At 69.6% G+C, this 11,580-nt stretch carries 15 protein-coding genes; 1 reads left to right on the top strand and 14 read right to left on the bottom strand.

The window, feature by feature from the left end:
- Positions 1 to 7: 7 nt before the first annotated feature.
- From DLJ49_RS00620 to DLJ49_RS22700, 14 genes are all read right to left on the bottom strand, one after another.
- Positions 8 to 832, bottom strand: coding sequence for a hypothetical protein (locus DLJ49_RS00620; protein ID WP_115391575.1), 825 nt, complete (start codon positions 830 to 832; stop codon positions 8 to 10).
- A 12-nt stretch (positions 833 to 844) separates the two neighbouring features.
- Entirely contained in the window at positions 845 to 1,753 is a 909-nt protein-coding gene (locus DLJ49_RS00615; RefSeq protein ID WP_115391574.1) for a type II secretion system F family protein, read from the bottom strand.
- Positions 1,750 to 2,598 carry a type II secretion system F family protein gene (locus tag DLJ49_RS00610; protein ID WP_147277247.1) on the bottom strand — a complete coding sequence of 283 codons (849 nt, stop codon included), beginning with the start codon at positions 2,596 to 2,598 and terminating at the stop codon, positions 1,750 to 1,752. Before DLJ49_RS00610 ends, DLJ49_RS00615 begins: the two co-directional genes overlap by 4 nt.
- A 7-nt stretch (positions 2,599 to 2,605) precedes the next feature.
- On the bottom strand, positions 2,606 to 4,546 hold the full coding sequence (locus tag DLJ49_RS22005) for a CpaF family protein (RefSeq protein WP_199533252.1): 1,941 nt from the start codon (positions 4,544 to 4,546) through the stop codon (positions 2,606 to 2,608).
- Positions 4,543 to 5,268 (bottom strand): Flp pilus assembly protein CpaB, encoded by a 726-nt coding sequence (cpaB, locus tag DLJ49_RS00600; protein WP_115391572.1) that lies wholly within the window; start codon positions 5,266 to 5,268, stop codon positions 4,543 to 4,545. Before cpaB ends, DLJ49_RS22005 begins: the two co-directional genes overlap by 4 nt.
- The gene (locus DLJ49_RS00595; RefSeq protein WP_115391571.1) at positions 5,265 to 5,972 is read right to left on the bottom strand and encodes a hypothetical protein; all 708 of its coding nucleotides are present in this window, start codon (positions 5,970 to 5,972) and stop codon (positions 5,265 to 5,267) included. Before DLJ49_RS00595 ends, cpaB begins: the two co-directional genes overlap by 4 nt.
- Positions 5,973 to 5,980: 8 nt before the next feature.
- Positions 5,981 to 6,586 carry a hypothetical protein gene (locus DLJ49_RS00590; RefSeq protein WP_115391570.1) on the bottom strand — a complete coding sequence of 202 codons (606 nt, stop codon included), beginning with the start codon at positions 6,584 to 6,586 and terminating at the stop codon, positions 5,981 to 5,983.
- Positions 6,576 to 8,264 carry a hypothetical protein gene (locus DLJ49_RS00585; RefSeq protein WP_115391569.1) on the bottom strand — a complete coding sequence of 563 codons (1,689 nt, stop codon included), beginning with the start codon at positions 8,262 to 8,264 and terminating at the stop codon, positions 6,576 to 6,578. Before DLJ49_RS00585 ends, DLJ49_RS00590 begins: the two co-directional genes overlap by 11 nt.
- Complete coding sequence (locus DLJ49_RS21400; protein WP_147277246.1) at positions 8,261 to 8,917, bottom strand: hypothetical protein; 657 nt, start codon at positions 8,915 to 8,917, stop codon at positions 8,261 to 8,263. The genes DLJ49_RS00585 and DLJ49_RS21400 overlap by 4 nt, the downstream gene beginning before the upstream one ends.
- The gene (locus DLJ49_RS21620; protein ID WP_158547359.1) at positions 8,914 to 9,066 is read right to left on the bottom strand and encodes a hypothetical protein; all 153 of its coding nucleotides are present in this window, start codon (positions 9,064 to 9,066) and stop codon (positions 8,914 to 8,916) included. Before DLJ49_RS21620 ends, DLJ49_RS21400 begins: the two co-directional genes overlap by 4 nt.
- Before the next feature lie 62 nt (positions 9,067 to 9,128).
- Positions 9,129 to 9,326 (bottom strand): hypothetical protein, encoded by a 198-nt coding sequence (locus DLJ49_RS00575; protein ID WP_115391567.1) that lies wholly within the window; start codon positions 9,324 to 9,326, stop codon positions 9,129 to 9,131.
- Positions 9,327 to 9,353: 27 nt separating this feature from the next.
- Entirely contained in the window at positions 9,354 to 9,503 is a 150-nt protein-coding gene (locus DLJ49_RS21615) for a hypothetical protein (RefSeq protein WP_158547358.1), read from the bottom strand.
- A 214-nt stretch (positions 9,504 to 9,717) separates the two neighbouring features.
- Positions 9,718 to 10,791, bottom strand: a complete 1,074-nt coding sequence (locus DLJ49_RS00570) for a CpaF family protein (protein WP_158547357.1) — start codon at positions 10,789 to 10,791, stop codon at positions 9,718 to 9,720.
- Positions 10,788 to 10,922 carry a hypothetical protein gene (locus DLJ49_RS22700; protein WP_255566475.1) on the bottom strand — a complete coding sequence of 45 codons (135 nt, stop codon included), beginning with the start codon at positions 10,920 to 10,922 and terminating at the stop codon, positions 10,788 to 10,790. The genes DLJ49_RS00570 and DLJ49_RS22700 overlap by 4 nt, the downstream gene beginning before the upstream one ends.
- A gap of 189 nt (positions 10,923 to 11,111) precedes the next feature.
- On the opposite strand from DLJ49_RS22700, the gene DLJ49_RS00565 reads away from it, so the two are divergent.
- Positions 11,112 to 11,432 carry a hypothetical protein gene (locus DLJ49_RS00565; RefSeq protein ID WP_115391565.1) on the top strand — a complete coding sequence of 107 codons (321 nt, stop codon included), beginning with the start codon at positions 11,112 to 11,114 and terminating at the stop codon, positions 11,430 to 11,432.
- Positions 11,433 to 11,580: the final 148 nt, after the last annotated feature.

Here is an 11,580-nt window from a genome sequence, read left to right as displayed (position 1 = left end):
TCTCGTGTTACTCGGCACGGCGCTGGAAGACGGAGAAGTCGGCGCGCGCGGCCGTGTTTATCGGACAGGTCTCGTTGTCGGTGGGCAGCATCGGCGGCACCCGGCGCAGCGTCTCGGCCGCCTCCGAGAAGTGGCCCGCCCCGGCCAGGAGGTGGGCGTCGACGATCAGGCTGCGGACCTGCCGGCCGAGCGCAAGGCGCAGGTCGGGCAGATCGCCCTCAAGCCCCGCTGCCGCGGCGGCGCTGTAGGCGCGAAAGGCGGCATCGGGCGCGCCGGCGGGCACGCGCTGGGTGGTCTCTGCGCCCGCGGCCTCGAGACAGACGTCGAGGGCGCGGCCATAGGCGGCCAGGTCGGTGAGCCACGGCGCGGTGCGCAGGCCCGTCGCCTCTCTCGAGCCGCCGCTCGTCAGCGCGTTGACGTAGACGCCGAAGCCGATCGCGACGGCGGCCATGATCGGCAGCGCGATCACGAGCGGGATCTCCTTCCTTTCCTCCTCGCCCGTCTCGCGCAGCTGGGCCGGCAGCGCCTCGCGCGTCAGCTTCAGCACCGTGTCGGCGCCGAGCCGGAAGGTGAGCCCCGGCCGGGCCGGGCCGGTCCGCGGATTGCCCGACGAGATCTCGACCTCGCCCGCGCCGGAGGTGAAGTATTCCCAGCCGCGGCCATTCTCCGCGCGGGCGAAGACGACATGCCCCGGCACGATCCGCGCGCCGCCGAGGCGCAGGGTGTCGTCCGGCCCCGAGCCCACCGAGACCCGGTCGCCGGTGAGGAACATCGCCTCCTCCAGATCGACGCCCTCGACCACCTCGGCCCTGATCCCCTTCTGCTTCAGCATGTCCGACGCGCCCTAGAAGAAGCCCTGGCTGCGGATCGAGATGATCGTCGGCGCGAGCGCCGCGATCACGATTCCGAACAGCATGAGAAAGACGGGAAACACGATGTTGGTCCGCAGCCGCTCCGCGGTGCGGTTGGCCAGCTCCTCGCGCAGGTGGCGCAGCTCTTCGGCCTGCTCGGTGTAGAACTGCTCGGCCTCGCCCGACGACTTCTCGCCCTGCGCGAGGTTCTTGAGGATCGTCTTGACCGAGGTCGGCTCCACCCGGTCGGCCAGTCGCAACAGCGCCTCCTCGAAGCTGGTGGCGTCGGCATCCTTGGCCGTGATGGCGATCTCATGCGACAGGGCCGTGCCGGGCGAGGCCTCGACATACTTGCCGAGCGCGCGGTAGGGCGTGCCGCCCGCCTGCACCACGAGCACCGCGAGATCGAGGAAGAACGGGAACTCGCGCTCTATGTCGAACGAGGTCTCGCGCGCCTTCGAGTTGACGTCCTGCAGCAGCAGGATGGCCACGATCGGCCCGATCACCACGGCCCAGGTGACGAAGGTGGCAAGCGAGATGCCCTCGCCGCCCATGGCGCCGGCCGCGGTGAAGAACGCGCCCGCGCCGAGCCCGACGAGGCTCGCCAGCACGATGGTCGCGGCCATGTATTCCTGCCCGCCGATGCCGCCATAGGGCCGGCCGGCATAGGTCAGCCTGACGTCGAGCCACCCGGTGTCGAACGGCACGCCGAGACCGCGGAAGGTGCGCCCGAGCGCGCGGATGACGCGGCTGTTCTGCTCGGCGAGCATCGACTCGCCGGCCAGCTCCGCACTGAAGCGGCGGGTGTTCCGTTCGACGGCGTCGCCGATGATCAGGCCGATCGACAGGACGCCGAGAAAGACGAGCGCCGCGATGACGAGGGGGGCGTGTTCGGGCGTCATACCTTCACCCTGGTGAGCTTGAACCCGAGGAAATGCGCGGCCACGAACATCAGCACCGCGACGCCGATGAGAAGCTGGCCGAAGCTGTCCTGCAGAAGCGGCTCCTGGTGGTCGACCACGAAGGACGAGGCGAGGGCGATGAGGGGGCCGATGAGCGACATCAGGTAGAGGTTGCGGCGCCCGTTCTCCGAGGCGGTGCGGATCTTGCGGTTGAGCCGCTCGATCTCGATCAGGGTGCGGCTGAGGCTCTTGAGCGCCTCGACGAACCGTCCGCCCGACGAGGTGCCGACCCGCATGACGGCGGCCGTGATCGCGAAGCTGCGGCTGTCGAGGCGCTGCGCCATCTCGGCGAAGGCAGCGTCGATCCCCATCACCTCGACCCGGCGGTGCAGGCGCGAGATCTCGATATCGGCGGGCGCTGGCGCCGTGCGGGCGACCTTCTTGAGCGCGGTCTCGAGCGTGGCGCCCGCCCCCATCTCGTTGGCGACCTGCTGCAGCGCGAGCGGCAGGGCGAGGTCGAGCTCGCGCTGACGCCGGATCGAGGCCATCCGGTAGAGCGCGACCGGGGCGAGCAGGCCGCCCGCCACCAGCAGCAGGATGAAGACGACCGGCACACCGAACACGATCATCGCGCCGACGGCGACGATATTGCCGAACAGCACGAGCAGGACGGCATCTGCCGGCTCCATCTCGGGGCCGAAGACGGTGGCGAGCACCGCGCCGGCCCGGTCGCGCCGCATCTCGGGCAGGCCCTGCCAGACCCGGTCGAGCAGCCGGATCGCGAGCGCGATGCCGGCGAAGATGCCGCCCGCCACCAGCGCGGCCGCGAGCAGGGTCAGGGGCAACGAGGGCTCAAGCGACGGCACGGCGCATCTCCGGTTCCTCGAAGAAATCCTCGATGTCGAGCAGCTCGCGGTCGGTGAGCTCGTGGAAGAACGAGGGGATGTATCCCGAGATCACGAATTGCGGGAGTGGGCCGCTGTCGTCGAGCTCGAAGATCGGGTTGACCGCGATCTCGCCGGTATCGGGGTCGAAATCGCCCATCTCGGCGATCTCGACGATCGTGCGCTGGCGCGCGTCGGGGCGGGCGTCGGGGTCGAGCGAGCGGGTCTTTCGCACCTGCACCACGAGATCGATCGCGGCGCTGATCTGCTGGCGGATAGCGTGGATCGGGATTTCCTCGCCCGATTGCAGCACCATCGTCTCCAGCCGCAGGATCAGGTCGGACGGCGAGTTGGCGTGGGCGGTGGTCATCGAGCCGGAATGGCCGGTGTTCATCGCCTGCAGCATGTCGAGCGTCTCGCCGCCACGGCACTCGCCCACCACGATCCGGTCGGGCCGCATCCGCAGCGCGTTGCGCACGAGGTCGCGGATCGAGATCTCGCCGCGGCCGTCGACATTGGCCCGCCGCGCCTCGAGCGTCACGAGGTTGCGGTTGAGCAGGCGCAGCTCGGCGGTGTCCTCGATGGTCACGATGCGCTCGGTCTCGGGCACGAACATCGACAGCGCGTTCAGCAGCGTCGTCTTGCCCGAGCCGGTGCCGCCGGAGATGACGATGTTCTTGCGCGCGAGCACGCAGGCGCGCAGGAGCCTCTCCATGGGGTAGCTGAGCGTCCGGCCCTCGCGCAGCATCGGCACGGTCAGGTGCCTGTTGCCGAACTTGCGGATTGTCAGCGACACGCCGTTGAGGGCGGTGGGCGAGGCCACGATGTTGGAGCGGCTGCCGTCGGGCAGGCGCGCGTCGGCCATCGGCGTGCCCTCGGTCAGCTGCTTGCCGTCGCGCCCGGCGATGCGCGCCGCGACCGTGAAGAGCTCGCGCTCCGAGGCGAACGAAAGCCCCGTCTCGAACATCGCGTTGCCCTTCTCCACGAAGATGCGGTCGTGGCCGCAGACCATGATCTCGGAGATGGTCGGGATGTCGACGAGGAACTGCACGGGCCCGAGGCGGAAGAAGAGGCTCAGCACCTTCTCGCGCACCGCGTCGCGGATCAGCGCCTGTTTCAGCGTCTCGGTGATCATCGGCGAGATCGCCTTGTAGGCCGCCGCGAAGCCCTCGTGCAGGCGCGCGAGATCCTGCGCGCTGGTATGCGCCTCCATGTCGAGCCCGAGTTCCGATGCGAGTTCCTCGCGCAGTTCGACGGCGCGCGCCTTCTGGTCGTCGGAGAGCTGGGTGTAGGCCAGCACGAGATCGCCGCGCGTCCCGCTCATCAGGCAGGCCGAGATCAGCTGTCGCCGCAGCGCCTCGGCGCAGTAGCGGTTGATCGTGGCTGTGGTGCGGGCGCTGGCCGAGACGTTCAGCTCCTCGGCGAGCAGGCGGTCGAGCTCTTCCGACAGAAGCTGCTCGCGGCGGCGCTCGTTGTCGTCGAAGATGTCGCGGCGGCGATCCTCGTATTCGAGCAGCGCCTCGTTGAGCATCATCTCGAGGTCGGAGAGCTCGGCCATCACCGCGGTCCGGGTGATCCCCTGCGAGACGGTGAGCACCTGCAGCAGGTTGTTGCCGATCCAGATCTCGTTGCCATGCTCGACGGCCTCGGTCTCGCCGGTGTCGAGCGTGCGCCGCCCCAGCTTCACCCCCGGCGCCATCGGGGTGAGCTGCCAGGAGCCGCGCTCGCTGGGGCGCATCAGGCGCAGGTGGCGCGGCAGGGTGCCGGCCGCCTCGAGGTGAATGTAGCCGGTATCGGCCGCGCGCGTCCGGTCGCCGCCCAGCTCGTAGAAATTCCTGTCCAGCGTGACGACGGCCCGGCGGTTGCCGTAGGCGTCGCAGATCCGCAGATGGGCGTGGCCGGCGCTCATCGCAGCGCCTCCCCGGTCTCGCCGCCCACGCAGTCGGCCGACGCCGCCTCGCACGGGTTGCGCAGCACCAGCACGAGATCGCCGATCGCCAGAGCGGACTCGACGACGAAGGCGGTGACGAGGGCGCCCGGCGCCTGCAGCGTGACAGAGTTGTAGCCCGGCGCCTCGGCGCGTTCGTATTCGCCCCGCGTGGCGAAGGTGCCCACGGCCATCACCTCGACGTTCTCGAGCAGGTGCCGGGCCTCGAGCGCCCCGGTGGGCAATTCGAACGTGCCCATCACGTCGACACGACTGCCCGGCTCGATGAAGTTCTCCACCGCGCGGTTCGCTTCCACTGGGATCGAGAAGGCGCGGTGCCCCGCGCGGATCCGGCGGGCGAACGCGCCCTCGGGACTCTCGAAGAACAGCGTGCGGTCGAGGAACGTGCCGCCGGGAACGTCGCGGGTGAAGGCCTGGCCAAGCAGGTTCAGTCGATTTGCCGGCGTGTCGTCGAGCGCCCAGCGGAACTCGCCGGCCAGGGCGGCCGGAACGGTCTGCGTCACGACGTTGGTGTCGAGGAACGCCTCGTCGATCTCGGTGCCCGCGGCGATCATCGCCCCCTCCTCGGTAACGAGCCGCAGCTTCGGGACCGTTTCGGTCATGCGGGTGACGTCCTGATAGTAGTAGAATGCGGCACCGAAGGCGAACAGCGCCGCACATGCATGGATTATCGAGCGCATCATTCTTCCTCCAGGGAACGGATGACGACGAGCGACCGCCCGGGGCGGTCGGCGTCGGACTTGACGAACACGAGCGACGCGCCGCCGCCCCTTTCGCCCATGACGAGCGTGTCGCCGGCGTGCGAGCGGGTGGTCACCAGATGGCCCCCCGCCGTCAGGCTCGCCGAATAGGCCTCGACGGTGCTCGCCCGGTCGCCGGGGCGCGACAGGACGAGATCGCCCGTGCCGCCCGCCGTGGCGCCGTCGAGCAGGATCTCGGCCCCCGCCGCGATCGGCGCGCCCGTGACGCGCTCGTGGAAGGCGCGCGCCACCTGACGGCTCGCCTCCGTCCGGGGTGCGACGAGCAGGACGCGCAGCTGCGTGCCCTCCTCGGACGGGCCAATATGCAGGCTGACCGTGCGCACGCGGTGCAGCGGCAGGCCGGGGCCGCCCGCGCCCTCGAGGCTGTGCGACAGGAAGCGCGCGAGCGCCGTCGGCAGCCGCGCGCCCGAAATGCCGAGCATGTAGCTGCCGTCGCCCATCGCCACCGGGTCGGCGCCCGTCGGCATGGCGGCGGCCAGCCGCATGGCGATGCGGTCGGGCCGCTCGTCGAGTTCCACGACGATCTGGCGCACGACCGCATCGCCGGCCCGGTCGACCTGCGCCGCCAGGGGGGCGGCCGGGGCGGCGAGCGCGAGGGCAAGGAGACCTGCAAGGATAGGGCGCATCGCGGGGCTCACCGGGAGGGGAAGAGATTGGGGAAGAGTTGCTGCGGGCCGTCACCCAGCTCCTCCCAGATCACTGCGTCGTGGCCCGACGCCCACGGCTCCTCGCTCTGGTCGAAGACCTGCAGCGAGGGCGAGAGATACGCGGCATCGTTGGCGATGGTGCCCTGCTGGCCCAGGAAGGGCGGGCTGTCGAAGCGGGTCGAGCCGTCGCCGCGCGCGCGGTAGTCGTTGAACGGCGCCTCGTCCTCGAAGGCGGCGACGAGTTCGGTCCAGCCGTCGGTGCCCGCGCGCAGCGCCTCCGCGAGGGGGCGCTCCTGCCGCAGCCCTTCCTCGCCGTCGCGCGCCTGGCAGAAGACCCGAAAGCTCTTGGAGACCCCGTCGCGCAGGATGAAAGAACTATCGTGGCGGCAATGGGTCGGCAGGGTGCTGTCGGCCGCAGCGGCGGCCACGGCGCTGCCGCGGGTATGCACCGCCACTTCGTGCCGGGTCATCGCGCCCTCGAAGACGAAGCGCACCAGCAGGATGATGACCGCGACGAAGGGCAGCGTGAACAGCCCCTCGATGGCGAGCGAGCCCCCGCGGCGGCGCAGGCGGAAGAGCGTCTCAATGCGCATTGATCCGCTCCCAGCTGTCCGGGTCGTCGATGGCACGCAGAGTGTCGACGAGATCGGCGAAGTCGGCCGGTGCGCGGCGGCTCATCCGGTCGGCCACCTCGCCCGGGCTGTCGAGACGCATCGATTCCATCAGCCGGTAGCGCCAGTTGGCCGAGTAGATGTCGGCGCCGTCGGGGTTGAACAGGCCGGTCTGACCGTAGGAATTGTGCGGCGTTCCGTGATCGGTGAAGACGTTGGAACCCAGTCGCGTGCTCTGCTCACGCTGGGCCAGCGCCAGGATCTGGAACTCTTCGGGCATCTCGGCGGGAGCGACCGGCGGGAAGACCTCCGTCGCGCCGATGCCCGGCAGCTTCCACGCCGTGGGAAGCGTGGTCTCGAAGACCGGCAGGAAGCCGGTGACCAGGGGCGGCGGGTCGAGCCCCAGGCCGATGCCCGCGCACAGGGACGCCAGCTTGGCATCGTACCGGCGGGTGAAGCTGTTGTCGTCCTGCGGCTGCTGCTCGCCCTGCAGGTTGGCGCCATCGGGGTGCTCGGTCCAGCCGGCGGCGCTGCCGAGGTCGAGGCCACCGAGGGCGCCCTCGACGCCCGATCCCGCAAGGGGAAGATCGTCGAACCAGTCGGGGCTGCCGAAATCGATCCCGTCCAGTGTCTCGTCGAGATCCACGTCGTCGCCGACAAGCTCGCCCACCAGGTCGACAACGCTGCCGAGCGAGTCCAGATCGGTGGGCGCGCCGAGCGTCGCGAAGCTGTGGTAGTAGTGCGGCAGGCGCGAGGCGAAGAAGCCGTTGTCGTAGGCATCCTTGAACTCGTGCAGCATGTCGCCGACGCCTGTCTCTTCGTTGATGAAGTCGCGCACGCTCGTGGCGCCGTCGTGGTCGAGCGGCCCCTGGCCGAGATCGAAGCCGCGGGCGTGAAAGCCGGTGGAGCGGGTCGTGGTGCCGTTGTTCATCACGAAGCAGCGGGCGAGACCGGTCGTCATGTCGCCCTCTTCGACAGGCAGGGCCATGCCGTCGCGGGTGCGGCCGCTCTCGCAGTTGCGCGCCAGGTCGGTGTCGCAGGGATCGTCGAAGTGGAACGCGTCGATCTCCAGGACATCGGCATAATCCTCGCCGATCTCGTGCATGGCGCGGGGGAAGCGCTCGATCAGGGCGCGGTTCATCCCCTCGATCGCGGTCAGGCCGCGCCGTGCCACCTCGATCCCGTGGGCGGGGTCGTAGTCGAACCCGATATCGAGCAGGGTGACCTGGGCCTCCATGGCCGGGATCGACGCCAGACCGTGCCATGCCCCGCAGAGGATCGGCCACGGGTCGAACTTGAACCGCGGCTTGCACTGCTGCGCAGCGTGGCTGCCGATATGGCCGAGCGCGGCGGCGATGGCGGCCTGCTGTTCGATCAGGGTGCCGTTGAGCGCCTCCGAGCCGAGCGCCACCGTCAGCAGCTGCGTCTCGGTCACCGAGTTCATCGCCAGGATGTTCATCGACCGGGCCGCCCAGGCGCCGTGCATCCGGCTCAGGGCGTCCGCGGCGTCCTGCGTGGCGCGGCGGTCGTCGATCATCTGGCTGGAATTCATGCTCGCCGTCAGCATCCCCGCAACCGGCACCATGCCGGCCACGGCGACGAGGGCGACCGCGCCGCGGCGGCGGCGGGCCAAGGCGGCCTTGAGACGCGCGAGGGTCATTGCAGCACCACCGTGGCCGAGCCTTCGCGCCAGTACGAACCGTCGGAATGCCGGCCGTCGTCGAGAAAGCGCCGGAAGGGCGTGGTCAGGGGGTAGCGGTAGGTCACCGTCGCCTCGACCGGCGGGGTCGTGACGCCGAAGGTGCTGAAGATGCCGCTCTGCCAGGCGACCTCGACCTCGACATTTCCGGGTTCGAAGGCGTAGCAGACGCGGTTCATGAAGGCATCGGTCAACCCGTCGCCCAGCGCGCTTGCGGTGGCGATCTGCTCGGCCGCGGGCAGCCGCGGGCAGGCGCCGCGCCCCTGCGCGAAGGCCGAGGAGGGCGCGGCCGAGATCAGCGCCCAGCGCGCGGCATCCTCCCACTTGCCCGGCTCGTCCGTGCATTTCGAGCGGGCCGCCGCGTTGATGGCGGCGATCGGCGATTGCAGCGCGGCGGCGACATCGAAGGGCGGGCACTTGTGCACCAGGGCCGAACGCGCGGCGGCATAGGCGGCCTGCTCGAGATAGACTCGATTCTGCGCCATCAGCATCGTCTGGGCGACACCCGAGAAGATGATGAGAAGGGCAGGCAGCGCCAGCATCGCCTCCATCGACAGCGCGCCCTCGCGGCGGCGCCGCGCGAGGCGGCCGATGTGATGGATCAGGCGGGTCATGGGGCGGTCATCTCCACGAGGTCCTCGACCCGGTCGGAGTAGGTGCCGTAGCGCGGTTCGTGATCCTCCATCATGCCGGTGCCGGTGAGCGTAAGCGCCGTCACGGCGGCGATGGCGAAGCCGATGATGAGGAGTTTTTCGAGGGTCATGGCGTGCCGCCCCTTGGCGATGGGTAAGGTGTCCGGCCGGGCCCGGACGGCCCGGCGCAGTGTCAGAATGAGCCCTTGAGCTGGTCGAGACCGCGTTGGTAGCCGGTCTCGCCCTTCTCGGTGCGCTCCATCACGCCCGAGCCAGCCACCCAGAGGCCGGCGCCCGCGAGCGTCGCGAGGACGAGAAGAAGCACGAGCTCGAGCGAGACCATGCTGTTCTTCTTTTCGGCGTCTCGGCCGACGAGGGTCAGCTTCGGCATGGCCTGTCTCCGTCTGCTTCGCGCGGCTCAGAAATCCGAGTTGGAGAGGTCGCTTATGGCGTCCTCGTAGTCGTCGTTCGCGTCGCTGCGGTCGTTCATCATGTTCGTGCCGACCGTGGTGATGGCGAACAGTGCCGCGAGGGCGAAGCCGAAGATGAGAAGCTTTTCGAGGGTCATGAGAGGGCCTTCCCGTTCGGGGGGAGATTACTTCAGGAGTTCCTTGACCTGATCGATCACGAACTCGGCGATTTCGGTCCCCGTGAGAGCCAGCACCGTCGCGACGGCAATGCCGAGGCCGAAAAGAAGCAGGTATTCGAGCGACATCTTGCTGTCTCCGTCCGGGGCGGCGGTCGTCGTCGACCGTGCGACAGGTGTAGCAGCCCAGGCGGCGTCAGACGGTCTGTCGTATCGAATCCGACGACCCGGCCGGGGCCGCCCGGTCGCGCCCATCGACGCGCGCCAGTGTCGCGTCGTCGGCCTCGCCGTCGAGCAGGAAGACGGGCCGCATGCGGTAGGCGCCGTCGTCGTTGCCGTCCTTGACGACCTCCGAGATCGCCGAGATCCGCCGGCGGCTGGCCCGGCGCCGGACCTGCACGATCAGGTCGACCGCCTCGACGAGTTGCCGGCGCACCGCGACCAGCGGCACCTCGACGTCGGCCATCAGGCACAGCGTCTCGAGGCGCGACATCGCGCGGGCCGGGTCGTCGGCGTGGACGGTCGAGAGCGAGCCGGCATGGCCCGAGTTCATCGCCTGGATCATGTCGAGCGCCTCGCCGCCGCGGCACTCGCCGACGATCACCCGGTCGGGGCGCATCCGCAGCGTGGCGCGAAAGAGGTCGCGGATGGTGATGCCGCCGCGCCCCTTGGCGTCGGGCATCTGCGCCTCGAGCGCGACGACGTGCGGCAGGCCGAGGTCGAGCTCGGCCACGTCCTCGATCGTGATGATCCGTTCGGTCGGGTCCATCATCCGGGCCAGCACGCCCAGCAGCGTGGTCTTGCCGGTGCCGGTGCCGCCGGAGACGATCATGTTGCGGTGCCCCAGAACCTGGGCGCGAAGATACGCCACCGCGTCGGGCGTGAGCGCGCCAGTCTCGATCAGGTCGGCCTCGGAGAGCGGCGTCTTGCGGAACTGGCGGATCGCGATGGTGAGTCCGGCCCGGCTCGCCGGATCCTGCACGATGTGCACGCGGCTCTTGTTGGGCAGGCGCGCCTCGAGCGACAGGTCGTGGTCGGTCAGCCGCTTGCCGGAATACTGCAGGATGACCCGCGCAAGGCCCCTCAGGGCGGCCGTGCTGGCCATGCGGTGCTCGCTGCGGCGCATGCCCCCCGCCCCGTCGACGAAGATGTCGTCGGGGCCGTTGATCATGATTTCCGACACCTGGGGGTTGTCGTAATACTCGACAAGCGGGCCGAGAAGATGCCGGATCAGGCTGTCGTAAACCAGTGTGGGGTTGTCGGCGGTCATCCGAAGGGCAGGACGAACAGGATCGTCTCGATCTCGGACGCAGCGAGGAGAACACGCATCAGCATGAAGGCGATGCCGCCAAAAGCGGCCATTGCGACGCCGACGACCATGAGAAATTCGAGGCTGGACATGCATCGCCCTCCCGGAAACCCTATTCTCGGCGCAAGCGACGCACCGTAAACTTGGGTACCATGAAATGTCCGCTCCGGGCATGTCTGTAGTATTCGATGCGACATGGCGGTGCCGGGTGCGGTCGCCAGTATAGACAGTCGGGCGCGCAGCCCGGCGCGCAGGCGCATGGCCATCAAGGAGGACACCCGATGACGGTGACGCGTATCCCACTCACGGCCGTCGCGGCAGTCGCGCTTTTCGCGCTCTCCGGCGCGGCCGTGGCCGACGAGCACTGCCCCGATCTCGGGTTCGACACGCAATGGCTGAACGACTTCTACTGCGCGCGCTTCGAGGCGCTTGCAGACGGCCGGACGGTTCCGCCCGACCGAAGCGTCGGGCTGCCCGACGACGAGGCTGCCGAGCTGATCGAGGGGGTTGCGCTGGTGCGCGATGCCTTCCACGCCGATCCCCGGAGCACGCTGGACCTGATCGATCGCATCCGCGCAGCCGGCGGCAAGACCCAGCAATAGAGCGCCCCGCGACACGGGTGGCACCGGGCCGGTTGCGCGAGAGGATACTGCGCGCCGTCAGCGGCAGGGCACGCGGCGACCGTCGGGCCGCGGGGCGACCTGTGCCCTCGGACCGCGGCACGGCCCCGGCGCAGCGCGGCGCCGTGGC

The organism is Rhodovulum sp. 12E13, from assembly GCF_003340565.1.
In the GTDB taxonomy this organism is placed as follows: Bacteria; Pseudomonadota; Alphaproteobacteria; order Rhodobacterales; family Rhodobacteraceae; genus HLUCCA09.
Note: the sequence above shows the minus strand (reverse complement) of the source record. Positions and strands in the feature narration are given on the sequence as shown.